A 25,118-nucleotide genomic window follows, 5' to 3' on the forward strand; every position below is an offset into this window, starting at 1 on the left:
AACTACGTGTATGCATACAACTGCTCCCCACTAGTAGGTAACTGATTTCTCAGTCCAACTAATGGGGAGCAGTTCACGCTGGATGCGGGGTTTTCTTCTGCCTACGTACTCGCGGTGGCATGTGAATATTTGCAAAGGGGGTAACTGTAATCAGTGCGCATTGCAAAGTTTAGGGTTAGGATGACTAGCAGGCAGGTGATGTGCAACACAGAGATAGGTAATAGTGTTGTGTAACACCTTCACCTGTAATCTTCTCCAGGAAAGGACACGCACCATGACCCTGTATGCAGCCCCGGGAACCGAAGGCTCCATCGTTGACTACCGCGAACACTATGACAACTACATCGGCGGCCAGTGGGTGGCGCCCGTCGATGGTGAATACATGGACAACATCAGTCCAGTAAACGGCGAGGTATTTTGCCGGGTAGCTCGCGGCAAAGAAGCCGATATTAACCTGGCTATCGACGCTGCGGAAAAGGCTTTCGAAACTTTCGGTAAAACCACCCCGGCCGAGCGTGCATTGCTTCTGCATCGCATTGCGGACCGCATCGAGGAAAACCTGGAAAAGATTGCGGTCGCGGAAACTTGGGAGAATGGCAAGGCCGTACGCGAAACTCTGGCCGCTGATATTCCGCTAGCCGTGGATCACTTCCGCTACTTCGCTGGCGCCATCCGCGCCCAGGAGGGCCGGCTTTCCCAGCTCAACCAGGACACCGTGGCCTATCACTACCATGAGCCGCTCGGCGTCGTTGGCCAGATTATCCCGTGGAATTTCCCGTTGCTCATGGCCGCCTGGAAGATTGCGCCAGCGCTGGCTGCTGGAAACTGCATTGTCATGAAGCCGGCTGAGCAGACACCAGCATCCATCCTGTTGCTCATCGATATCATCGGTGATCTTCTTCCTGACGGCGTGCTCAATATCGTCAATGGCCTGGGAGATGAAGCCGGTGCGGCACTATCCGGTTCGGACCGCATTGCCAAAATCGCCTTCACCGGCTCTACCCCGGTAGGAAAGATCATCAACAAGGCTGCCGCTGACAAGGTCATCCCCGTTACCTTGGAACTGGGTGGTAAATCCCCGTCCATCTTCTTCAAAGACATCATGGATGAAGACGATTCCTACTTGGAAAAGTGCGTGGAGGGCTTTGTGATGTTTGCCCTTAACCAAGGCGAGGTCTGCACGTGCCCATCTCGCGCGCTGGTGCACGAAGACATTGCGGATAAGTTCTTGGAACTGGCCGTTGAGCGCGTCAAGAAGATTAAGATTGGTCACCCACTCGATACGGAAACCATGATGGGCGCGCAGGCCTCCCAGGAGCAGATGGACAAGATCAAGCAGTACCTGGAGATTGGTCCGCAACAAGGCGCGGAGACTCTTGTGGGCGGCCACGTGAACAAGGTGGAAGGCCTAGAAAAGGGCTACTACATCGAGCCCACCGTGTTTAAGGGAAATAACGACATGCGCATCTTCCAGGAGGAGATCTTTGGCCCGGTGCTCTCCGTAGCTACGTTTAAGGACTATGACGAGGCGATCGCAATCGCTAACGCCACCAACTTCGGCCTTGGTGCCGGCGTATGGTCGCGCAGCCAAAACATCTGTTACCGCGCGGGCCGCGATATCCAGGCCGGCCGCGTGTGGGTAAACCACTACCACGACTACCCAGCGCACAGCGCCTTTGGTGGCTACAAGGAATCTGGCCTAGGCCGTGAGAACCACTTGATGATGCTGGGCCACTATCAGGAGACTAAGAATATGTTGGTCTCCTATTCGGACCAACCGGCTGGTCTGTTCTAAGGCCGTACCCTTCGGACTAGTTCGCGCGCGCCACTTGGCCTAGGCCACGCAAGAACCGCGTGTCCTCCCAATAGGAACCATGATCGCCAGGGAGGCCATCCGCGCCGGGAAGGGGAGTGGCACCAAAGGTATCAACGGTGGGATCGGGGCCATGGATGCCGGCGTGAGGCCCCGTCGTAATAGCGATGGGGTCGTTGGCATTTGTGGCTGCCCAGATGCGGCCATGCAGTTCTGAGGCGTGGCCAGCGCCGGTGCCGGGACTGCCGACGAGCACTACGTCCTCAGCAATCCTTTCTTGCTTTGCGGCGTGCCCGGTGACGACAGAACCATAGGAATATCCCACTACGGTGCGCTTGGCCTGCGGATAGCGTGTACCGAGCGAGCGCTGAAACCGGGCGAGTTCTTGGCTGGCAGTTTTCGCAGGAGTGGCGTGGACCGCACGGGGTAGGGAGGACGGCGCCTGGTAGCCCAACCACACCACTGCCGGCCCGCCGCTGGCCTTAGCTAGATTGCGGCCGCGGTCTACCGCGCGCTGCCAGGTTTCTGGATCGGAGGAGTGAACTCCTTCCACGAAGGTGGTAAGTGATGCCGGCGTAGTCCGAAAACCGCCGGGGTCCACCATGGCTACGAGCCGTCCGTCGCTAGTTTCTAGCACCCGCATATCCGGGTTCTGCCTGGCTAGCTGAGATACGTGCTCGCTGGCTTGGGCGAGGTTGATTTCGTGGACTGTATCCAACGGAAGATCGGAATAGTCCGCTAACCGGGCGGGCGGTTCCACGCCAGCAGGTGTACACAGCGCATCGATCTCTTGGGCGCACAACCAATCGAGGGAATCACCGAGTGCGCGCACCTGATTTAACAACAGCCCAGCCGCGCTGGCAGCGACCCCGCTGCGCTCATCTACTTGTCCTAGAAATGCGATGATGCGGTCTTCGAGTTCTTCTCGGCGGGCTTGCAGGCTGGCGTGGCGCTCAAGGATGGTGGCAACCTGCTCCATCTGGTGCAGCGGCTGGGTCAGCCAGTCGGTGTAGCCCGCCAAAGTTGTGCGGGCGGCGTCACCGGCGGGGCCACCCAGTGATAGGCCGCGCCAATCCTGGTGCGCATCTAAAAATCGAAAACGCAGTTCAGCGCGTTCGCTGTGCAACGTACTGGCGCCATGTCTTAAAGCCATAGATAGGGTCATCGCGCATCTCCCAGTGCATGGCCCAGGCGGGAATCCACCCCAGCGGCAGTGCCGAGAAAGGCGTCAATGGAGCGCAATTGCTCGGTCGTGGCGTCCTCCGTTGCGGCCACGGCGCTGGACCAGGTGGCACGGACTCGTTCTAGTGCAGCCGCGGTGCGGCAGGCGGTATCGAGCGCGGCCGTCGGCGGTGGCAGCGGAGGACGCGCCATGAGGGAGCGGACGTAATCGGGCAGGTGCGTGGGAATTTCTACATAACTCATGCCCCTAAGCCTGATGGACCGCACAACGCCGCGCTAGGGGTAAAGACGCAGCCTGTGGATAACTCCGCCCTGCTTCATTATTTTGGGAGGCATGAAGGTAGCAGCAGTGCAGTTAACGTCCACCGGTAATGTCACCGAAAACCAGGAACTGGCGCTTGCCAAGATCCGTGAGGCGGCCGGAAACGGGGCGCGGTTAATCGTGCTTCCGGAGGCCACGGCGCAGAATTTCCGCTCTGGGCGCCTTGATGAGCAGGCACAGACGCTCGAAGGCCCGTTCGCCACGGCGATCCAAGCGCTCGCAGAGGAGCTCGAGGTCACCGTCGTGGCCGGCATGTTCTGCCCGGCCGATACCGTGGAGCGCGAGGGCAAGACCATTAATCGCGTGACCAATACGGCGCTCATAGCCGGCCCTGGTGTGCTGGGTGGCTACGACAAGATCCACACCTATGATGCCTTTGACTACCGCGAATCGGATACGGTCTTGGCTGGCGAATCGCTGGTGGCCTTCGATGTAGATGACCTTATTGTGGGTGTGGCCACCTGCTATGACATTCGTTTCCCGGAGCAGTTTAAGGAGCTGGCCAGCCAGGGCGCGCAACTCATTGTAGTGCCCACTAGCTGGGCGGACGGCCCCGGAAAGCTGGAGCAATGGCGCCTGCTCACGGCCGCGCGTGCCTTGGACTCCACCAGCTATATCCTCGCGGCCGGCCAATCGCGCCCGGGCGGCGAGGCGGAGGCGGGCAATCCCTCCGGACCAACGGGCATTGGCCATTCCACCATCGTTGACCCGAATGGCGTGCGCATGGCCGAGGCCGGGTACGAGGATGACATCCTTTATGCCGACATCGATCCGAATGAGGTAGCGAAAACTCGCCGCGCCCTGCCGGTCGTGGCCACTGCGGACTAGGCCAGCGCCGCGTAGTCTTCCGGCTGCCAGCGCCCATCGCGGCCCCAGCTAAGGAGGTCGATGTGCTGCTTGCCGACGCCCCTTTGAACCAACCTTTCCCCACCTTCCACAACCTCTTCGGCCGGTCCGACGAGCAAGAAGCGCGGGGGAGTGCCTGTGGATAACTCCACCTCGTTGACTACTACATCGGTCGGTTCCCCGGAGACTACATAGTCGGCGCCGGGTGCCAATTCGCGGGCATTGAGCAGCCACGGGTCTTGTTCTTCCCGCACGATGCGGCGCACCGGTACGCCGAGCGCTGCTAGGTTCTGCTGGAAGTAGGTGTCATAGTGGGCGCCGGGGCTGCCCGCCACGGCAAAGAGGCGCGGTACTCGGCTGCGGTCTTGAGCGCCCAGCGCGGCGAGCGCCGCGCAGCGGGCTGTGGCCCAGCCGGTGCCGTAGGCAATGATGACCAGTTCACCTGCGCCCGCGTTCTGGAGGCTAATGCCGCCGGCGGGCTGGCCCAAGGTCCACCAGTCTCCGGGCTGCGCGTGCGCGAGGGACCGGGAAGCCTCGCCCGCGGTGGAAACGTGAAAGATCAGCTGACCGGTCCCGTCGCTAGGCTGCGCAGGGGTGAGCATCCGCCATTGCCCGGGCAAGTACTGTGTGGTCACCGGAAAGTGCTGCCCCGGTTGGTAGGGCACAGCCAGGCCAGCCTCCACGCGGATGATGGATGTCTCGCGGGTGGGGTGATCCACCGCTACCACTTGCGCCGAGTGCGCCGGTGCTTCGCCGGCGGCGTCGGATTCCCGTGCGGCGTCGGCCATCGTGGCGCATACCTGGTGGATGACGTCGCAGGAAAAGTTGTATTGATACTGCGTCAGCGCCAAAACCCGCAGGCCTGCTACGAGAGCATCGTCGAAGCGGGAGTAGATTTCGGCCGGAAACCCATGCCGGCGGTGATCGCGGGCGAGCTGGGTGAGCTTTGCGGAGACGTCGGCAAGCAGGGGCTCCCCAGGCTCCGTATGTTCAATCACCCACGCCAGCGCAGGCACCATCGAGGTATGGGTATCGCGCATGGACAGGGCAAAAATCTGCCGGGATTCAGGCACCGCGTTAAAGAAATGCTCGTGGACCGCATCGCGGTACTCGTCTGCGTAATTTCGAAAATGCTCGCCCAATTCCCACATGTCACATCATCCTAATAGTCAGCGCCCTACCGGGGGTCGAGCTACCTACTGAAAGTGTAGTGGGGGTGAAAAACGGGAGCCTATGTTGTGGCTCACTTGTCGGAAGGTATTGTATTCCCTATCCGTCTGCCCTCTAACGGGGGCAAGTCGCCATAATTGCACAGCTAGAAAGGGTCCCCATGGAAGATTTTTCCGCATATACGCTCATGCTAGATGTGGGCTGGATTTCTTTGCTCATGGTCATCGGCAACGTCCTGCGTCACCAGGTGAAGTTCATCTTCCAGGACCTGCTGCTACCTGCCCCGATTACCGCCGGCCTCATTGGCTTGGTGGTTGGCCCAAACGTTCTGGGCTGGATCAATTTCTCCGATAACTTGGGTGATTACACCTCCATCCTCATTGCGGTGGTCTTTGCGTCTATGGCCTACTCCATGGAAGTGGGCGGCAACATGGGCAAGGGTGCGCGCAATATGTGGGGCTTTTCCACCATGATGTTCACGGGCCAGTGGGGCCTGTTCATCGTGCTGGGCCTTTTCCTCTTTGCGCCGCTTTTTGATACCCCGAATTGGTTCGGCATGATGCTGCCCGTCGGTTTTACCGGCGGCTTCGGTACTGCTGCGGCCGTGGGCGGCGCGCTGGAGGGCGTGGGCGCTGATGCCGCGTCTTCGCTCGGCTTTACCTCCGCGACCGTCGGCACGCTGGCCGCAATCATCGGCGGCGTAATCGCCGGCAACTGGGGCATCCGCAAGGGCAAGGTTTCCCACGTGCCGAAGGAGTTGCCGGAAGAGCTGCGTCGCGGCTACATCAAAAACATCGATGAGCGCCCGTCGCTCGGCCGCGCTACCACCAACCCTTCCTCCATCGAGCCGCTCGCATTGCACTTCGGCTTCATTATCCTGACCGTGATGACCGCCTACGGCATTAACCAGGGCTTGAGCAGCATCTGGGAAAACGTCTCCGTGCCGCTCTTTGCTATGTCCATGGTGGTGGGCCTTCTCTTCCGTGCGGTCATGAATTTCGTCGGCGCCGAGGATTATCTGGATAAGGACTCCATTTCCTCCATTTCTGGCGCGGCCACGGACTACCTCATCGCTTTCGGCGTGGCTGCCATCGTCCCAGCCGCTATTGCCTCTTATTGGCAGGCACTTCTCCTGCTCTTCGTCCTGGGTACCATCTTCTGCGTGTTCTTCTTGCTGTGGTTCCCGGCCGAGTTCTTTGGTGAGCGCTGGATCGAGCGCGGCATCTTTGGCTGGGGCTGGGCCACCGCCACCGTGGCGACCGGCATCGCCATCCTCAAGATTGTGGATCCTAAGCTCAAGTCCGGCACGCTGTCCGAATACGGCATGGCCTATATCGGTTTCGGTCCCTTCGAAATCTCGTGGACCATCATCGCGCCCATGGCTGTCATGTACGGATTTACCGGCGTCTTCGGCGCCATTTCCTTGGCGATTTCCATCGGCGTCTACATTGCCTTCAAGGCCATGCGCCTTATGCCGCCGCGCGGCACTATCTTCCAAGAGGGCATCGGCCATGTAGGACAGAAGCAAGCATAGCCGCGCTTGCCGACGCCCCCTTGCCAACCCCGCTGCAGAACCTGTGGCGGGGCCTTCTTATCAAGACTGTGCCTTCTAAGTGTGTCTTGACAGCCGAAATGTTGACTCCTGCACTGCCGCCCCTCGGTGTAGAAGGTTAAGGAAAACCGCTAAACGTTAAGTATTCTCAGGCTATGTTTATATAAACAAATAATGATTGCATTGACCTTTCTGGGGGATTGACCCTGCTGTTACTACTGTTCACATTTAAAATCTGGAGTCACTTGAAGCGTTAACCATTAGTGGGTATTGATTTACCTTAGAATTTGTTATAATTTCAGGGAATCAATCTCTGTCTTGATGAGGAACTAAATGTATGAGCTGGACGGCGCTTCCGCGCGAGTAGAAATTTTGGAAGCGGCCTTAGATATCGCTGGGACGCGAGGTGAACCTGCAGTAACCTTGGAGGAAGTTGCAAAATCCTTGCAGCGCCCACTCTCGGATATTGAGGAAGAGTTCTCTTCCAGCTCAGAGATCCTTGATGCGATGCCCAATTTTCTGGATTGGCGTTTAACCAATTACATTAAAAAAGTGGTGGATCACCTTCCCGAAGGCGCGGGTGTCGCAGAGATTTTGGAGGCCTTGGGTGAAGGGTATTTCTTCTATTGCCAGGAACAGCCAGAGCTTTATGGCTATCTCTTTGAGAGATACCCGGCCTTGGATGATGTTCAGGTATGTAATATGGCCAAAGGTACGCATACTGGAAACTCGGGCGCAGATTTCGTAGTAAACGTGCTGAAGCAACTGGCTCAAGAACAGGGCGCCGTTGTGGGTGAAGATATTGCCCTTGGCGATATTGGTCGCATTGCTCTTGCAATCTGGTCAATTATTCATGGCCTAAGCCATCTCAGTACCAAGGGCGTGGTCCGTTTCCAGCATTCGGTCATTCGCATTGCCAACCTGAGGCAGACTGTCCAGCTGGTATTGGAAGCGATTATTGATTGGTTTGCCACCAAAGATATTCCAGAGCGTCGGCCAATTATGTATTCCGCGCGCGAAATTGTAGAGCGGGCAATGGGGCAGTGGGAAGATCGTCCACTCGTTTCCCCTCAGAGCGTTGAGTCCTTGGAGTTTGAAAAGGCCAAGGATCTAATTATTGAAACGGCGCTCCACGTGGTGGCTCGAGAAGGCGTTAGTCGTTCCTTCTTCAAGCAGGTGGCTCAAGAGCTGAATACCACTACGAATTTTCTCAACTCCGTGATCGACAATGACTTCGCGCTGCGGGAGTATGCCGAAGAGCGAGTGACCCTGGAAATGGCCGAGATGTTTGAAAAGGCAATCGGTTCTTTGCCGGCGGATACCGCTATCGTGGATCGCCTTCATATTGTGGCCTCTGTATATTTCAATTTTTCGCTTCGCCATACTGAACGGTTCTGCGCGGTTATCGGCCTAGCTAATGGGTCGATCGTTCCGCATAGCGGTGACGGCAGCCCGCATGAAGGTATGACGGAAAATTTTGCCATCATGATGAAGCTTTTGCGCGAATTCATTATGGAAGCAGGAATTCAGCCGACAGATCAGCTGGTTTACTTGAGTGCCTTGGCCATGTGGGCGGGTGCTGACGGCGTATCCCATCTGTGCGCTTTGGGAGACTTCAGGGAGTACGAGGATGACCTGAAGTGGGGTCTCTTCTCCCAGGCGTTGACCTCTTCCTTCTTTGCGGTGGCGCATGGTCTGCAGTTGGTGGACAAAAACCTCCCATAGGTTGAGTGGAATAGACTCAACTTTGGGTGCGTTGTGCTAAGTGAAGCCCTACAGTGGGGTGAATAAAACTTAGAAGGAGCAACGCACACATGAACTCATTTAACCCGACCACTAAAACACAGGAAGCCCTGCAAGAAGCCCTGCAAACCGCCTCGTCTAATGGCAATCCGGATATCCGCCCCGCCCACCTGCTGGCGGCTATTCTTAGCCAAGAAGGCGGCATCGCCGCGCCAGTACTTAAAGCCACTGGCGTAGATCCGGATACCGTGCTCAAAGAAGCCCGTGAGCTCGTTGACTCGTATCCGAAGGCAGAGGGCGCCAATATGGCCAATCCGCAATTTAATCGCGATGGACTTAATGTCTTGACCAAGTCGCAGGAGTTGGCCGGTGAACTGGGCGATGAATTCGTCTCCACCGAGGTCCTGCTCGCCGCTATTGCTGGCTCCAAGACCGACGCCGCCGAGCTGCTTACCGGCCGCGGTGCTACTTATGACGCCATCAAGGGCGCCTTCCCCTCCGTCCGCGGTGCCGCCAAGGTGACCTCTGAGAACCCAGAGGACCAGTTCCAGGCGTTAGAAAAGTACGCCACGGACCTCACCGCGCGTGCCCGCGAGGGAAAGATCGACCCGGTCATCGGCCGTGATCAGGAAATTCGCCGCGTGGTCCAGGTACTCAGCCGCCGCACGAAGAATAACCCGGTGCTCATTGGCGAGCCCGGCGTGGGCAAAACCGCCATCGTGGAGGGCCTAGCCCGCCGCATCGTGGCTGGCGACGTCCCCGAGTCCCTCAAGGGCAAGACCCTCATCAGCCTTGATCTAGGTTCCATGGTCGCTGGCGCGAAGTACCGCGGCGAATTCGAGGAACGCCTCAAGGCCGTGCTCGATGAGATTAAGTCCTCCGAGGGCGAGATCATCACCTTCATCGATGAGCTGCACACCATCGTTGGCGCCGGCGCTACTGGCGACGGCTCCATGGACGCCGGCAACATGATTAAGCCCATGCTGGCCCGCGGCGAGCTGCGCTTGGTTGGCGCCACCACCCTGGACGAGTACCGCAAGTACATCGAAAAGGACGCCGCCCTCGAGCGCCGCTTCCAGCAGGTCTACGCCGCCGAGCCTTCCGTGGAAGACACCATCGGCATCCTGCGTGGCTTGAAGGAGCGCTACGAGGTGCATCACGGCGTGCGCATCATGGACTCTGCGCTGGTATCGGCCGCCGAGCTATCCAATCGCTACATCACCAACCGCTTCTTACCGGATAAGGCCATCGATCTCGTCGATGAGGCAGGCTCCCGCCTGCGCATGGAGATCGACTCCTCCCCGCAGGAAATCGACGAGCTTGAGCGCATCGTTCGCCGCATGGAGATCGAAGAGCTGGCGTTGAAGAAGGAATCTGACGCCGCCTCCCAGGATCGCCTGGCTACCCTGCAGGGTGAGCTCGCGGACCAACGCGAGAAGCTGGGCGAGCTCAAGGCCCGCTGGGCTAACGAGAAGAAGGCCATCGACGATGTCCAAAACATCAAGGAAGAACTCGATGACCTGCGCCGCCAAGCCGAAATCGCCGAGCGCGACGGCGATCTCGCACTCGCCTCCGAGATCAACTACGGCAAGATCCCCCCGCTGGAAAAGGATCTCGCGGCCGCGGAGGTCAAAGCCGTCGAGCAGCGCAATACGATGCTCGATGAGGAGGTAAGCCCAGACACCATCGCGGAGGTCGTTTCCGCCTGGACCGGCATCCCGGCCGGCAAGATGTTGCAGGGCGAGACCGAGAAGCTGCTCAATATGGAATCCGTGCTGGGCAACCGCGTGGTCGGCCAGAAGGAAGCCGTCACTGCCGTATCGGACGCCGTTCGCCGCTCCCGTGCGGGCGTGGCCGATCCCAACCGCCCGACCGGTTCCTTCCTCTTCCTCGGCCCCACCGGTGTGGGCAAGACCGAGCTGGCGAAGGCATTGGCAGACTTCCTCTTCGACGATGAATCCGCCATGGTGCGCATCGATATGTCCGAGTATGGCGAGAAGCACTCCGTTTCCCGCCTCGTCGGTGCCCCTCCGGGATACGTCGGCCACGAGGCTGGCGGCCAGCTCACCGAGGCCGTGCGCCGTCGCCCCTACACGCTCGTGCTTTTCGACGAGGTAGAGAAGGCCCACCCCGACGTCTTCGACGTCCTCCTGCAGGTCCTGGATGAAGGCCGGCTTACCGACGGCCAAGGACGCACCGTCGACTTCCGCAATACCGTCATCATCCTGACCTCCAACCTGGGCGCCGGCGGCACCCGCGAGGAGACCATGGACGCGGTGAAGAAGGCCTTCAAGCCCGAATTCATCAACCGCCTCGATGATGTGGTTATGTTCGAGCCCCTTTCTGAGGAGCTACTGCGCGGCATCGTCGACATCCAACTGCGCGGCCTGTCCGAGCGCCTCGACGCCCGCCGCCTGACCCTGCAGGTCTCGGATTCCGCCAAGTCCTGGCTGGCCGAGCGCGGTTATGACCCGGCCTATGGTGCCCGCCCGTTGCGCCGCACCATCCAGCAGGCCATTGGTGACAAGCTCGCCAAGAAGCTCCTGGCCGGCGACATCGTTGATGGCGACACCGTCCACGTGGACGTCGCCGATGGCGGCGCCGAGCTAGACATCGCCGCCCGCTAGTCGGCCGCGCAGCGCCCGCCGCGCCAAATCCTGCTCATGCCCCTAGACTCGGGGGCATGAGCATTTTGGTCTCCCCGCAAGAACTCCGCGAATCCATTTATCACGGCGAGCGTTTCACCCTCTTGGCCACCCACTGGCAGCCGCAGCTGCGCCAGAGCTATAACGAATTTACCTCCCTGCACATCCCGACGGCACTATTTAGCGATACCGCCAATTCCTTTGCCGGCCTGCCCGGCTCCCAGGTAGGCCGCAACCCGCTGCCGGACCCAGATAAGTTGCAGGAGCACTTCCGCCAGTGGGGAATCCGCGAGGACCGTCCCGTCGTGGTCTATGACGAAGGCCGTGGCCTCTTCGCCGGCCGCGCCTGGTGGACCTTGCGCTGGGTCGGCCTGGACAACGTCCGCATCCTCGACGGCGGCCTAGCCAATTGGCGCCACCTGGGCTATACCACGCTGACTGGCCCCGGCAACTTCGCCGTCGGTGCCACCGCCGAGGTCAACCCCGGCCAGATGCCCGTGGCCACCATCGATGACGTGCGAAACCACGATGGCCTGCTCATCGATACCCGCACTCGCAACCGCTTCGCCGGCCGCCGCGAGAACCTTGACCTCAAGGCCGGCCACATCCCCGGCGCCGTCAACGTGCCGGAGCGCCTTTTCCACAACGATGGCCTGCGCACCTGGAGGTCCACGGGCGAAATCCGCGAAGTGCTTTTCGACGCCGGCCTCACCCCCGACAACGTCCAAGGCGCCATCATCTACTCCGGTTCCGGCAACCACTCCGCCCTCGCCTTGGCCGCCATGGAAGACGCTGGCTTCACCGGCCTGCGCCACTATGTCGGTGGCTGGTCCCAGTGGTCTGCCAACCCCTACAACCCCGTCGAGCGCGGCGACCGCCTCACCGTCAACGGCTAATCGCCCCAGCCCGCCCCTCGCCTTCGCCCTCAGCCTCCCGCGTCCGCGCGCCGAGCGCTGAGGGCTTGCTCGTTCCTACTACTATCGTGGGGTGATGGCTTTTCTAATCCTTGCTTTTGCGGTTCTTCTCGGCATTGCCGGCGGTGCCCTGCTGCTTTACGACGGCAAACAGCGCACTTCCACCCCTACACCCTCCGCCGACGCAGACCCCAGCTCCGTGGATCCCACCCCCGCGGACTCTGCATCCACCGACGCCGCGCCCGAAAACGCTGCCCCGGCCGAGCCTGCCGATTCGGCCTCGAGCGTGGCCCCCGAGCGTGCCCCTGCCGCTGACCCGGCTACCCCGGCCACCGAAGCAGCTGCGTCAGCTCCCGCACCGGAGCCCACTCCCGAGCCCGCGACCGAGACCCCGTCCCAGCAAGAACCTGAGCCAATTGACGACCCCGAGCCGGCCCCCGAGCGTGAACCGACCCCCGAACCGGAGCACCAGCCGAGCCACGAGACCGCGAGCGAGCACCCCGCACCTTCCAAGCCCCACGCGCGTCACCGGCCGATTCTGCCGGGAACCATGCGCCGCGAGCGCCGCAATTGGGCGGAAGCCAAGGGATTTGAATTCATGAAGGCCGACCCTTACCTCGTAGACGAATGGACCAGGGGAGTGGCCTCCTCGGGCGCGGCTCCCAAAGACATTGTCGCCGGTAACGTGTACGGCCACGAGATGCTGTTGATGGATATCGATGGCGTCAACGTCATGGCTATGCGCACCGGCGCAGCCTCCGACATGGTGGTGGACTTCCGTCGTTTCGATCGCGACGACGCGAAGGCTTCCGAGGACCTGCTGTTGGCCATGACCATCGAGGGATTCGATGTGTATTCCTCGGATAGCGCCGTGACCGAGCGCATGGTGGACGAGCGCGTCCACGTCGCCCTACAGCAAATGCCCGAGGCTGTTACCGCACTGTGGATGGAAACAGAGTGGGCCCTGGCGCAGACCACGAAGCAGGCGCGATCCGCGGAATGGGACGCGATGCTGCCGCCTCTCGCCCTGCTTGCCGACGCCGCCCGCGTCCTGCCCCCGCGTACCTCGGCCACCCACGTCGTGCGCCTTGAGGAATTGGATCCAGCCCGCGAGATTCCCGCCCAGCCCATCGTCGAGGCCGTCGGCGGCGCGCCGACCGCAGGCGCACCCGAATTCGAGCGACCGGTCATTCAGCGCCCAGAGGAGCCTTTGCAGATGCCGTCTCGGGCCTATTCTGAAACCCGCGGGCCAGTCGAGCACAGTGCCCTCGGCGGCGACGAAGTAGACGCCATTGCCGACGGCCGCGAGCGCCCCACCCCCGATTCCCACACCGCCCGCCTGCCGCGCCAGCAGTTCCGTGCCGCCTCCATCTTTGACAGCCCCTCCGCCGACTCCACCATCGACGGTCCCCGCGCGGCCGAGGAATCGGACCCGCGCCGGGAAGAGTAGCCTAGAGTCCGATACCGGCGGCCGGCCGCCGCCCCCCGAACCACAACAAGGAGCAGATGACTGTGGATTCTCACACCACCAACGCCCAGAACGCGCACGCCCAGAACCTGGACGCCGAGAAGAAGGCCCGCCTCGCCGAACTGGTCAAGGAACTGGCCGTCGTCCACGGCAAGGTGACCCTGTCCTCAGGTAAGGAAGCTGACTACTACGTGGATCTCCGCCGCGCTACCTTGCACCACGAAGCGTCCCGCCTTATCGGCGCCCTGCTGCGCGAGCTGACCGCAGATTGGGATTTCGCGGCCGTCGGTGGCCTGACTCTCGGCGCCGACCCGGTTGCTACCTCCATCATGCATGCCGAGGGCCGCGACATCGACGCCTTCGTCGTACGCAAGGAAGCCAAGAAGCACGGCATGCAGCGCCGCATCGAAGGCGCGGACGTAGAAGGCAAGAAGGTTCTTGTCGTAGAAGACACCACCACTACCGGTAACTCCCCGCTGACCGCCGTGGCCGCGCTGCGCGAGGCCGGCGCCGAGGTCGTGGGCGTGGCGACCGTTGTGGACCGCGAGACCGGCGCCGGCGACGTCATCGCCGCAGAAGGCCTCGAGTACCGCTCCCTGCTGGGCCTGGGCGACCTTGACCTCGCCTAACGCGGATGGCGCGGCCGACCAAGCCAAGGGCCCGACCGAGTGGAACGAGGGCCGCCATGGCGTAGGCCCCTGGGAAGGTCCGCTGCCGCAAGGGCCGGAGGCCGCGAAATACGATCCAGAGCTGCTTGCCGAAGGCGACCGGCGAAACGTCGTCGACGCCTACCGCTACTGGAGCAGGGAAGCGATTAAAAGGGACATCGATAAGCGTCGGCATAGCCTGCACATCGCCATCGAGAACTTCGAAAACGACGCCAATATCGGCACCGTCGTGCGCACCGCCAACGCCTTCGCCGTCGATACCGTGCACATCGTCGGCCGGCGGCGGTGGAATCGCCGCGGGGCAATGGTCACGGATAGGTACCAGCACTTGATGCACCACGAGAGCGTCGAGAAGCTTATTGTGTGGGCGGCCGAGGAAGGCCTTACCGTCGTTGCCATCGACAACACCCCCGGTTGCGTGCCCCTGGAAACGGCCGAGCTGCCGGAGCGCAGCCTGCTGCTCTTCGGCCAGGAAGGCCCCGGCGTGACGCAAGCAGCCCAAGATGCCGCGGTGATGACCTGCTCCATCGCCCAATTTGGCTCCACCCGCTCCATCAACGCGGGTGTCGCGGCCGGCATCGCCATGCACGCCTGGATCCGCCAGCACGCCGATCTGGAAAATTCTTGGTAGGAAGATCGCTACACTAGCTGTATCTACCCGTGCGACTGGAGTGATTGAGGAACCGTGGAAGAAAAATGGGCTCACCGCGCCGAACTCGCAGAGGCCGCCATCAATGAGCGCCACGCGCACTCTGTGTGGGGCCTGCCTCGCACCAATCTAGCGGTGGTTAGCTGGCCGCCCACCACGAAGGAAAAACTCTTTGTCCACTGGCACTACTGGTGGCAGGCCCACTACCTGGACTGCCTCGTCGATGCGGCGCTGCGCAATAACACCAAGGTGCGCCGCCACCGCATCTATGACACCTTGCGCGGCATTCGCATCCGCAACCTCGCTCAGCTGACAAAGAATAAGTACTACGACGACAAGGCCTGGCTCGCGCTGGCCTTCGGCCGTGTGGAGAGCCTGAAAAAGGCAAAAACACCCAAGCGACTAGCGGCCCTGCAGCGCAATATCCACGAAGGCCTCGATGAAAACCTTGGCGTGCTGCCGTGGCGCCTGGGCGAGAATTTCATGAACGTGCCCTCCAACGGCCCGGGCGCCATCATGCTCGCGCGGATGGGGCGCATCGAGGAAGCGCGCCACATCGTTGACTGGATCTATGACCACCTGCTTGACGACGACGGCTACATCATGGACGGCGTCCGCATGCGCATGGACGGCCCTGAGGTGGTAAAAAACATCCACCCCTACTGCCAGGGCGTAGTGCTCGGCGCGTGCCTGGAAATCGTGCTGGCGCTGCGGGAAAAGGCCGGCGTGGGCGATCTGGAGCACATCGACAGCGTGCACGAGGCCGAGATGGCTTCCGAGATGATGGATTACATCATCCGCATCCGGGGCTTGGTGCAGACCATGGCTTCGGGAATGGCTACGCCTTCGGGCGTGGTGGACTGGGAGACCGGCGATGGCGACGGTGGCCTGTTTAAGGGAATTTTGATGCGCTATCTTGCCGACGTCGCTGTGCGCCTGCCCGGCGATTCCCCCGCCAACCGCGCGACGAAAAAGCTGGCCGCGCGCATGGTGGTGGCCTCAGCCGAGTCGGTGTGGGAGCACCGCCTCGAGGTCGACGGCCTGCCGATTTTCGGATCCGACTGGTTGTCCGATGCGCGCCTGCCGCATAACTACGGCTTCGGCCGGCGCACCATGAGTGAGAAGGTCGGCATCATCCGCGTGGACGAGCGTGATCTGTCCGTGCAACTATCCGGGTGGATGCTGATGGAGGCCTGCGCTCGCGTGACGCGGCACATGTCTAAATAATCCACGCTTTTCAGAGGGGGATTGGCTCCGGAAATGAGCGGGTCGAAAATGTCACACGGTTTTTGCGGCAGAATTTCCGTGAAACGGGCATACTTGGGTGCTGGAACGTGTTTGACCACAAACCCACTTTTTAAGGATGGAAACTCATGCCAATTGCAACCCCTGAGGTCTATAACGAGATGCTGGATACCGCGAAGAAGAACGGCTTCGCGTTCCCAGCTATCAACTGCACCTCATCTGAGACCATTAACGCAGCTCTGAAGGGCTTTGCTGAGGCCGAGTCCGACGGCATCATCCAGTTCTCCACCGGCGGTGCCGCTTTCGGCTCTGGCCTGGCACTGAAGGACAAGGTCAAGGGTGCTCAGGCACTGGCCGCATTCGCTCATGAGGCCGCCAAGCACTACGGCGTGAATATCGCGCTGCACACCGACCACTGCCAGAAGGAGGTACTCGATGAGTACGTCCGCCCACTGCTGGCAATCTCCCAGGAGCGCGTCGACCGCGGTGAGAACCCACTGTTCCAGTCCCACATGTGGGACGGCTCCGCTATTCCAATCGACGAGAACCTGGTCATCGCACAGGAGCTGCTGGAGAAGGCTAAGAACGCTCACGTCATCCTCGAGGCCGAAATCGGCGTCGTCGGCGGCGAAGAGGACGGCGTCCAGGCCAAGGCGGGCGCTAACCTCTACACCTCCCCAGAGGACTTTGAGAAGACCATCGATGCTCTAGGCACCGGTGAGAAGGGCCGCTACATGCTGGCTGCTACTTTCGGCAACGTTCACGGCGTCTACAAGCCAGGCAACGTGAAGCTTCGCCCAGAGGTCCTGCTCGAGGGCCAGAAGGTCGCACAGAAGAAGCTCGGCCTGGGTGAGGACGAGTATGCTTTCGACTTCGTCTTCCACGGCGGCTCCGGCTCCGAGAAGGAAAAGATCGAAGAGGCTCTGCGCTACGGTGTCATCAAGATGAACGTAGACACCGATACCCAGTACGCATTTACCAACCCGATCGCTCGCCACATGATGGAGAACTACGACGGCGTATTCAAGATCGACGGCGAGGTTGGCAACAAGAAGGTCTACGATCCTCGCTCCTACCTGAAGAAGGCAGAGCAGGGTATGTCCGAGCGCGTCATCGAGTCCTGCCAGGACCTGCACTCTGTGGGCAAGTCCATCTCCAAGTAGATTTCAGTTAAGGCAGCCTCGTAAAAGGCACGCTGAATTGGCCGCTTCCCTGCGTGGGAGGCGGCTTTTTCGTGCCTTCGTCGTCCGGCCGACGAGCGCTACTAGCGGGGCCAGGGCCGGGATGGCTCAGGGTGGGGATTCGGTGGCCGAGCGGGGCTGGGGACGAAGCGTGGGGTGTTGCTCCACGGCGGTACCCAGGCGACGCGGCCGTCGATGCGCACCATGCGGCCGCGCTCCGTGGGTCGGGAGGGGTCATCTTGGTTGACGGCGTTGTGGTGCGCGCACAAGGTGACCAGATTTTCTTGGTTGGTAGGCCCGCCGGCGGACCAGGCGGTGAGGTGGTGGACTTGGGCGTCGTCGGCAGGCATATTGCAGCCCGGCCACGCGCACACGGGGTGCTCGGCCGCGGCGAGCATGCGCTGTTTCCACGTGGCCATGCGCTCGGTGCGATACAGGTTCACCGGGCCGTGCTCGGGGTGAACGAGGCTGACATAGCCACGCTGGGCTAAGGCACGGGCGACGAGTTGCGCGCCGGTCATGCGGGCGCCGTTGGTGAGCTGGAGGGTGATATCGGAGGCGTCGGAAGGCGCGGCGACGATGCGGTCGAGCTGGTCCAAGGTGAGGATGACGTTGGTGTGCACGGCCGGCAGCGCGCCGGGGTTGCCCTCGAGGAGGACCTTCTTGGCGGCGGCGAGGGGATCGTCCTTGTTGACGGAGGAGAGCACGCCCTTGATATCGGCGATATCGGTAGGATCGGCCGTAATGGAGATGGTGTGGGGTCCGTCGGGGCGGCGGGTATAGCGCACGCCGGGTTCGGGGCGACGGGGAGGATTGAGCTGCTTGAGCAGCTTCTTGGCCACGGAGGGGATGAGGCGGGCCTCGGTGCGACAGAGTTCTAGGCGCAGGTCCCAGGCGCGGTTGGTATCGCGCACGCGGCGGGTATAGGACTCAATGCTATCGAGCGTGGCGAGGTCGTGGGCACGGGTGCGGGCGGCGTCGCGCGCGAGGCGCTGCTTGCGGGTATTGGACGTGCGGCCGAAATAGACGTGCTGCAGGCGGGCGAGCTGGGCAGCCAGAAGGGGGCTGGCTCCGGCCTCGAGGAGCGAGTCTTCGGAGCAGCCCTGAAATTCGGCGACGAGGTCGACGCCGCGGCGGCATAGCAAGAGAAATTCGGTGTTCACACGGCCGAAGCTAAAAGGGATTCGAGGGCCGGACAAGCGGTGCGCGGCCGGGGAGGTAGAAATTGTGGATAGGTGGGGGAAAGGGGGCGTCGGCAAGAGCTATCCACAAGCCGGCCGGCGGCCGAGATGCGCGGGGACGGCGGCGATGGTAAGGGCGGTCTTCTATGCTGGAAGGCATGTCGGAAGCGAAGGAAAGAGTCTCAACGCGGCAAAAGCTGCGGGTGATTGACCGCTCGGTGCTCTCGCGGGTAAACCGCATCCGCTCGCGGTTTGTCTACATCATCCAGGCGACCATTGGCGCGGCGCTCGCGTACTGGGTGGCCGGCGATGTGGTGGGGCACCCGCAGCCGTTCTTCGCACCGATTTCCGCGGTCATCATTCTGGGGCTTTCGGGCGGGGACAGGATGAAAAAGGCGCTGGAGATGTCGATTGGCGGCATCATTGGCGTGGCCGTGGGCGACCTGCTCTTCCAGATTGTGGGGCAGGGGCCGTTTCAGATTTTCTTCATTGTGGGCGCGGGCCTGGTGGTGGGCTCCTTTTTGACCAAGTCGCCGCTGGTGACCAACCAGATTGTCTTCGGTGCAATTTTGATCGCCACGATTTTCCCACCCACAGAGGGCCCAGGCGGCCTGCACCGCGCGATTGACGCGATGATTGGCTCTGGCATTGGCCTTATCACCATTGCGCTGATTCCCAATTCTCCGTTGGTGGAGGCGCGGCGCGAGGTCTCGAAGGTGTTAAAAATTGCCTCGAGCATTCTTGCCGACGTCACTTATGGCATCCGCCACCAAGACCCCGCCGTCATCCGCGATGCGCGCGAGGCGGTACGCGGTACGCAAAATAGCATCAATACTCTGCTGAGCGCGGCGCAATCGGGTAGGGAGGCCTCGGAGGTCTCGCCGCTGTTGTGGGCCTCGCGGCGCAGCATTCGCTCGCTGGAGCGCATCCTCATGCCGGTGGATAACGCGGTGCGCGGGGTACGCGTGCTCTCGCGCCAGGCCCTGGGCCTGACGGAGGACCGCGATAAGGTTTCGGACGAGCAGCTGGAGTTGCTCGATGAGCTTTCCGACGTCATCCTCGCTATCAGCGAGCTCTACGGCCAAGGCAAACAGCACGGGCACGACGAGGCGATTGAGATTCCGGACCTTGTGCAACGCCTGCGCATCGTGGGCGGGCGCGCCGGGCTGGACATTATCGATAAAGAAGGCACGCTCTCGGCCTATATGATTCTGGGCCAAACGCGCTCCATCGTGGTGGACATGCTGATGGTGTGTGGTCTCTCGCGCGAGTCGGCCGTGGCGCACCTCGTGCCGACCTCGCAGCACCCGGCCTACCCGCCGGAGGTGTGGGGGCGCGAGGACTAAGGGCGGACGATTTGGAGGTCGCGCAGGTGGCGGTAGAACGTCACGCGGGTCACCGGCCGCTTGTGAGGGACAGAATCGACGATGACGCGCAGCTGCGGGCCGCCAGCCTGGACCGCGCGGCCGGTGCTGACGGATTCGGGGTCGAGCTGACCGGGCTTACGCAGGAGCGAGCGCAGGCGGCCCTGCGACTCGACGGGGGAGGTGGCGCGGGCGGCGAGGATGCCGGGGGCGTCGGTCATCGGGACGAGGCGCGCGCCAAAGGTTTTGGGGGAAGTGGCGGCTAGGGTGTGGTCGTCGATGATGATTTCGCCGGTGAAAGAGCCATTTGCGGCGTCCGAAATAGTGGCGGAGCCTGCGACGGCGAGGCCGGAATCGTTGCGGATGAGCGGCGCAGGGCGGACCGGGGCCGTGCGGGCGAAGTCGAGAGCCTCGGCCGGGGAGGTGGGGAGTCCCCAGTTCTGCGCGGCCGCGGATGTGGCGGATGCGGGGGAGGCGGCCGGCGCGGTGGTTGAGGGGGCAGAGGCTGCGGCCGAGGGGACGGGGATGAAGGCGACTTCGGCCCAGAGGCGGTCGGAGCGCATGAGGCGGGTCAGCACGGCCGAAAGGGCGGCATCGGAGCCGGCGACGACGATGCGGGCGGGCTCAGCTAAGTGCGGGGCCTGTGGGGCAGGTTCGGGGGCACCGAGGTGGCGGACGTCGGGTTGCGCGGCGATGTCATCGAGCGAGGGAGTGGGGTCTGTGGGGAGGAGGGGGTTGAGGAAGGCGTCGATAAGCGCGAGCTCTTTGCGGGTAGGGATGGGGGAGAGATCATGGGCGTCGGCAGGCATGGCCACGCCCGGGGCACCGCAACGGAGGAACAAAAAACGCATGCGGACAATGCTACGCGGGCTTTTTGCGCCGGGAAAGTGTAAAGTTGGAGAGTATTTTGGCTTCAATTATGAGGAAGTGACTAAACAATGGCAGCGATCGTCATTGTCGGCGCCCAGTGGGGCGACGAAGGCAAGGGCAAAGCGACCGACATCCTCGGCGGCAAGGTTGACTATGTGGTCAAGCCGAACGGCGGTAATAACGCCGGCCATACCGTCGTGGTAGGCGGCGAAAAATACGAGCTGAAGCTCCTGCCGGCCGGCATTTTGTCCGAGAACGCCACCCCAGTGCTGGGCAATGGCGTAGTGATCAACCTTGAGGCGCTCTTTGATGAGATTGATGGCCTTGAGGCCCGCGGTGCGAACGCCTCGCGCCTGAAGATTTCCGCCAATGCGCATCTGGTGGCGCCGTACCACCAGACCCTGGACCGCGTGCAGGAACGCTTCCTGGGCAAGCGCGCTATCGGCACCACCGGCCGCGGCATTGGCCCGACCTACGCCGATAAGGTCGCGCGCATTGGCATCCGCGTGCAGGACATTTTTGATGAGTCCATCCTGCGCCAGAAGGTGGAATCCGCGCTGGATATCAAGAACCAGATGCTGGTGAAGATGTACAACCGCAAGGCCATCGAGGCGGACCAGATTGTGGAGTACTTCCTGAGCTACCGCGACCGCCTGCGCCCGATGGTTATCGACGCCGAGCTGGAGCTCAACCAAGCCCTCGAAGCTGGCAAGCACGTGCTTATGGAGGGCGGCCAGGCCACCATGCTCGACGTGGACCACGGCACCTACCCGTTCGTGACCTCGTCTAACCCGACCGCCGGTGGTGCTTCCGTGGGCTCCGGCATTGGCCCAACGCGCATCAAGACCTCGCTGGGCATCATCAAGGCTTATACCACTCGCGTGGGTGCCGGCCCGTTCCCCACCGAGCTCTTTGATAAGTGGGGCGAGTACCTGCAGACCACCGGCGGCGAGATTGGTGTGAACACCGGCCGCAAGCGCCGTTGTGGTTGGTATGACTCCGTTGTGGCGCGCTATGCCACCCGCGTTAACGGCTTTACCGATTACTTCCTGACCAAGCTGGACGTTCTTACCGGCATTGGCGAGATCCCGATCTGCGTGGCTTATGACGTCGATGGCAAGCGCTATGACGAACTGCCGCTTACCCAGTCCGAGTTCCACCACGCCGAGCCCATCTTCGAGACCATGCCGGCTTGGGATGAGGACATCACGGAGTGCTCCACTTTTGAGGAGCTGCCGCAGAAGGCGCAGGATTACGTCCTGCGCTTGGAAGAGCTGTCTGGCTGCCGTATCTCCTATATCGGCGTTGGTCCGGGCCGCGACCAGACCATCATTCGTCATGATGTGATGGAAGACCAGTAAGGATGTAGTCCTTATTAGCCTGGGGTGAGAGCCCCACTCTCTAGCACAGCTGAACTGGCTCTCTGCACGATGTTTCTTCTAGCCCTCCAAGCAGACAGCAAAGGTTCCTATCCCTATCCAGCTCTTGGTCCCTCTAAGGGATTGAGACCTAATTGAGTGAAAGCGCCCGTGTCCCGTCATTGAGACGGAGCACGGGCGCTGTGGCGTTTTCATCGACCCTTAACCGCCCACAAGCTCATGACTTGGTGAATTAAGGCTTTCCCTGTTGAACGTAACTAGATACTAAGCTAAAGTTAAGATTGCTTTAAGTACTGAGAGTTTTCAGCTTTCGCGGGCCCTATTCCCGCGTATTACTACACAGGGAGTTACTTCAATGATTATCAAGCTTGTGAGCGGCCTGCTAGCCACGATTATGGGCTTCTTCGGCCTGGGCGCCCCGGCGCAGGAGGCTGCGCCGGCTCCTGAGCAGGAGCAGGTTGCCGTTGCTGGGCAGGGCAACACCGACGACGTGCAGGCGCTTATCGACGCCGCCCATGCCGAAGCCGGCTACGACTTCATCAGCGTCCGTTACGAAGGCGACACCGCCCATATTGCCCTGAACCCGGAGACCTACAACCCGGACAAGGATGGCGATACTTTTGAGGCGGTTTCCCAGCTCCTGCAGGAAAAGGGCTACCAGGTTACTGCCGTTCTTTAAGGCCTAGTTCATTCCAGGATCCGCACTGCGGCCTCGGTAAAGCATCCGCTTGCCGATGCCCGTGCGGATTTTACTTTGTCCAATTCTCCCTCACTCCCTGTTCGGGGTTCCTAAGTGTGATTGTGACGACCCTGGGCAGAGTTTTCGCTCACATATACCTTTTTGAAGGTGAATGGCAATAGGGTTAATGATTACTACATTTCTAAGATGTTGAACGTGTGTGCAACCCTATCGAATGCTCTCCAGTCACACCTGTAACACCAAATTTCTATGAATGGTAGCGGAGTAGCGCGAAGAAATTGCGCGCAATCCCCTCCTCTCAAACTTGCATGAAATTAGATAAAGCGCAGCGTATAGAAGTATTTACATGGGTATTGTTAAAGCTAATCTTAGTATTGATTAAGTCATTGGCATGGTGTCCCAACCTTAAGAAAGGCCTAGGGTACGTCGAACATATGTATTTAACACTAGGTTAACCGTGGAAATAAGTATATCTACCTGTGGGTATGAAATTAGAAATCCTGTATAACCTGCAGTTTTCTAAAGCTTTCTGACTGGCGCCTTAAATTTTCCCGTGATATTATCCTGAGAGCACAATAAGAGTTAATCCAGATGTGGGTTCAAAACCTTGATTAACTGCAGTGTGTTCAAGTCTCAATTTCAGGTTCTGCTCAGCGAAAACACTCGCTGTACAGGAAAACGAATGTAAGCATTTGTACCGCTTGAAGAGGAAAGAATGAGTAAGTTAAGAAATATATCCCGAGAGGGGCGGATGGTCTTTACCGCAGTGCTCGCTGCAATTGCGGTAATTGCGGCCATGATCACCGTTCCTGGGGCGGAGGCGCAAGACGGGGATGGGCGATTCTCTGTCGAGCCCAATAAGGGTCTGCCTCAAATCGCTAAAGAAGATTCCCCTAGTTGGGGAACGATGGTTTGGACGGGCGAGCCTGACGGTTCAGACAGAAAAATGAACGTTGGTTGGGCTTGGTGTATTGACCCTGTACTGAAGCAGCCGATCAATACCGGCAAAACCTATGACAGGAATAATGCTGGTAAAGCACCGATTGAGCCTGAGTATCGCGATGCTGCTATTAACGTCGCAACAAAGATGCATAACGCAATGTTGCGTGGTGAAAAGCAGACTGTTGCGAACTATTCTGTGTACCTAGCCGCTTTAATTGGTAGTAATGTCGACAATGGAAAATACGTCGGAGGTGCTCGAAATGATACTCGAGAGCACATTTTGAACCCGACGCACAGCTCGCAAGGTGACGCCAGTGCATTATGGGATAACTATAAAGGCAGTGCAGAAGAATTCACTCAGCTAACTGGCTTCGTAATCAAGCGAGATCCTAATCGCCCTGACAAGGGAGCGTTTATTCTCGAAAAAGATCCGTCGGTTTCAATACCAAAGGCTCCTGAGGACGCTTATATTACTATCGTTGGTCCTGGAGGTACGTTGACCTCGGATCACGGTTCGCTGAAGGGTAATCAGCGTGTGTTCACCCCGGACCAGCCTGGTCTTCCGGACAATCCGGATAACGGCGGCGGCTCCGAGCAGCCGACGACCTCCGACGAGAATACGACCGAAGAGACTACCTCTGAGAATCCGGAAGGGGAGACTTCTTCTAGCGAGACGACTTCTGATTCTGAGCCGTCTGACTCTGAGGAAACCACCACGGAGGATACTGACGAGCCGACTCCAGGCAAAACTACTGATGTAGTTCCTAATCCGGAACCGACCCCTACTTCCAGCGAGCAGGAGAAGAAGCTTGAGCCGAAGATCAGCACGAATGCTGATTTTGAGGATGGTTCTCATGAGGTTGTTGCTGGTGCCAAGATTGTTGATGAGGTTTCCTATGAGGGTCTGGTTCCGGGTAAGGAATACACTCTGAAGGCTGAGCTCATTTCTAAGGATGATGGCAAGACTGTCCTGGGCAAGGGTGAAGCTACCTTTAAGCCGGAGAAGTCCGAGGGCAAGGAGCCTGTCACCATCACCGTCAACGATGATGTGACTGAGCCGGTTGAGGCTGCGGTTGCGTTTGAGGAGTTGACTTCTACTGAGGTCGATGAGTTCGGTGAGGACACCCCTGATAATGACCAGCCGAATGAGATTGCTGAGCATAAGGACATCGATGATGAGGATCAGACTGTAACTTCTAAGAAGACTCCGAAGATCAGCACGAATGCTGATTTTGAGGATGGTTCTCATGAGGTTGTTGCTGGTGCCAAGATTGTTGATGAGGT

20 protein-coding genes are annotated in these 25,118 nt (G+C 60.3%); 15 read left to right on the plus strand and 5 right to left on the minus strand.

Features of this window, described 5'->3' with window-relative positions:
• Positions 1 to 274: 274 nt before the first annotated feature.
• Positions 275 to 1,795 (plus strand): acetaldehyde dehydrogenase ExaC, encoded by a 1,521-nt coding sequence (gene exaC, locus QP915_RS06785; RefSeq protein ID WP_284768777.1) that lies wholly within the window; start codon positions 275 to 277, stop codon positions 1,793 to 1,795.
• Positions 1,796 to 1,811: 16 nt separating this feature from the next.
• On the opposite strand, the gene QP915_RS06790 is transcribed toward exaC, so the two are convergent.
• Positions 1,812 to 2,966, minus strand: coding sequence for an alpha/beta hydrolase (locus QP915_RS06790; protein WP_284768778.1), 1,155 nt, complete (start codon positions 2,964 to 2,966; stop codon positions 1,812 to 1,814).
• A gap of 8 nt (positions 2,967 to 2,974) precedes the next feature.
• Complete coding sequence (locus QP915_RS06795) at positions 2,975 to 3,238, minus strand: hypothetical protein (protein ID WP_284768779.1); 264 nt, start codon at positions 3,236 to 3,238, stop codon at positions 2,975 to 2,977.
• Positions 3,239 to 3,329: 91 nt separating this feature from the next.
• Between QP915_RS06795 and QP915_RS06800 the strand changes: the two genes are divergently transcribed.
• Positions 3,330 to 4,145, plus strand: a complete 816-nt coding sequence (locus tag QP915_RS06800; RefSeq protein WP_284768780.1) for a carbon-nitrogen hydrolase family protein — start codon at positions 3,330 to 3,332, stop codon at positions 4,143 to 4,145.
• On the opposite strand, the gene QP915_RS06805 is transcribed toward QP915_RS06800, so the two are convergent.
• On the minus strand, positions 4,142 to 5,314 hold the full coding sequence (locus QP915_RS06805) for a 2-polyprenylphenol hydroxylase (protein WP_284768781.1): 1,173 nt from the start codon (positions 5,312 to 5,314) through the stop codon (positions 4,142 to 4,144). The genes QP915_RS06800 and QP915_RS06805 overlap by 4 nt on opposite strands.
• A 179-nt stretch (positions 5,315 to 5,493) precedes the next feature.
• Between QP915_RS06805 and QP915_RS06810 the strand changes: the two genes are divergently transcribed.
• The 9 genes from QP915_RS06810 to fbaA all read left to right on the plus strand — a co-directional run bounded on the left by QP915_RS06810 (position 5,494) and on the right by fbaA (position 17,380).
• The gene (locus tag QP915_RS06810) at positions 5,494 to 6,867 is read left to right on the plus strand and encodes a sodium/glutamate symporter (protein WP_284768782.1); all 1,374 of its coding nucleotides are present in this window, start codon (positions 5,494 to 5,496) and stop codon (positions 6,865 to 6,867) included.
• 351 nt (positions 6,868 to 7,218) lie between these two features.
• A complete protein-coding gene (locus QP915_RS06815; protein ID WP_284768783.1) occupies positions 7,219 to 8,610 on the plus strand; it encodes a TetR family transcriptional regulator in 1,392 nt (463 codons plus the stop codon).
• An 89-nt stretch (positions 8,611 to 8,699) separates the two neighbouring features.
• Complete coding sequence (gene clpB / locus QP915_RS06820; protein ID WP_284768784.1) at positions 8,700 to 11,255, plus strand: ATP-dependent chaperone ClpB; 2,556 nt, start codon at positions 8,700 to 8,702, stop codon at positions 11,253 to 11,255.
• Positions 11,256 to 11,311: 56 nt separating this feature from the next.
• Positions 11,312 to 12,169, plus strand: a complete 858-nt coding sequence (locus QP915_RS06825; protein ID WP_284768785.1) for a sulfurtransferase — start codon at positions 11,312 to 11,314, stop codon at positions 12,167 to 12,169.
• Positions 12,170 to 12,263: 94 nt separating this feature from the next.
• Positions 12,264 to 13,637: a TtfA family protein gene (locus tag QP915_RS06830; RefSeq protein WP_284768786.1), complete on the plus strand. Its 1,374-nt coding sequence runs from the start codon at positions 12,264 to 12,266 to the stop codon at positions 13,635 to 13,637.
• Positions 13,638 to 13,693: 56 nt separating this feature from the next.
• Positions 13,694 to 14,284, plus strand: coding sequence for an orotate phosphoribosyltransferase (gene pyrE, locus QP915_RS06835; RefSeq protein ID WP_005325539.1), 591 nt, complete (start codon positions 13,694 to 13,696; stop codon positions 14,282 to 14,284).
• Positions 14,271 to 14,954: a TrmH family RNA methyltransferase gene (locus QP915_RS06840; protein ID WP_284768787.1), complete on the plus strand. Its 684-nt coding sequence runs from the start codon at positions 14,271 to 14,273 to the stop codon at positions 14,952 to 14,954. Before pyrE ends, QP915_RS06840 begins: the two co-directional genes overlap by 14 nt.
• Positions 14,955 to 15,008: 54 nt before the next feature.
• Positions 15,009 to 16,199, plus strand: a complete 1,191-nt coding sequence (locus tag QP915_RS06845; RefSeq protein ID WP_284768788.1) for a glycoside hydrolase family 76 protein — start codon at positions 15,009 to 15,011, stop codon at positions 16,197 to 16,199.
• A gap of 146 nt (positions 16,200 to 16,345) precedes the next feature.
• The gene (gene fbaA, locus QP915_RS06850; RefSeq protein ID WP_284768789.1) at positions 16,346 to 17,380 is read left to right on the plus strand and encodes a class II fructose-bisphosphate aldolase; all 1,035 of its coding nucleotides are present in this window, start codon (positions 16,346 to 16,348) and stop codon (positions 17,378 to 17,380) included.
• Positions 17,381 to 17,481: 101 nt separating this feature from the next.
• On the opposite strand, the gene QP915_RS06855 is transcribed toward fbaA, so the two are convergent.
• Positions 17,482 to 18,561 (minus strand): HNH endonuclease signature motif containing protein, encoded by a 1,080-nt coding sequence (locus QP915_RS06855; protein WP_284768790.1) that lies wholly within the window; start codon positions 18,559 to 18,561, stop codon positions 17,482 to 17,484.
• Between the two features lie 164 nt (positions 18,562 to 18,725).
• On the opposite strand from QP915_RS06855, the gene QP915_RS06860 reads away from it, so the two are divergent.
• Positions 18,726 to 19,925, plus strand: coding sequence for an FUSC family protein (locus tag QP915_RS06860; RefSeq protein ID WP_284768791.1), 1,200 nt, complete (start codon positions 18,726 to 18,728; stop codon positions 19,923 to 19,925).
• Here the strand turns inward: QP915_RS06860 and QP915_RS06865 are convergent.
• On the minus strand, positions 19,922 to 20,794 hold the full coding sequence (locus tag QP915_RS06865) for a hypothetical protein (RefSeq protein WP_284768792.1): 873 nt from the start codon (positions 20,792 to 20,794) through the stop codon (positions 19,922 to 19,924). The genes QP915_RS06860 and QP915_RS06865 overlap by 4 nt on opposite strands.
• A gap of 87 nt (positions 20,795 to 20,881) precedes the next feature.
• Between QP915_RS06865 and QP915_RS06870 the strand changes: the two genes are divergently transcribed.
• The 3 genes from QP915_RS06870 to QP915_RS06880 all read left to right on the plus strand — a co-directional run.
• Positions 20,882 to 22,174, plus strand: coding sequence for an adenylosuccinate synthase (locus tag QP915_RS06870; RefSeq protein ID WP_005325555.1), 1,293 nt, complete (start codon positions 20,882 to 20,884; stop codon positions 22,172 to 22,174).
• A gap of 373 nt (positions 22,175 to 22,547) precedes the next feature.
• Positions 22,548 to 22,871, plus strand: a complete 324-nt coding sequence (locus QP915_RS06875) for a malonyl-CoA-ACP transacylase (protein WP_284768793.1) — start codon at positions 22,548 to 22,550, stop codon at positions 22,869 to 22,871.
• A gap of 1,498 nt (positions 22,872 to 24,369) precedes the next feature.
• On the plus strand, positions 24,370 to 25,118 hold a 749-nt coding region (locus QP915_RS06880), incomplete at its 3' end, for a VaFE repeat-containing surface-anchored protein (protein ID WP_284768794.1).

It is taken from the genome of Corynebacterium sp. MSK158 (genome assembly GCF_030229085.1).
GTDB lineage: Bacteria > Actinomycetota > Actinomycetes > Mycobacteriales > Mycobacteriaceae > Corynebacterium.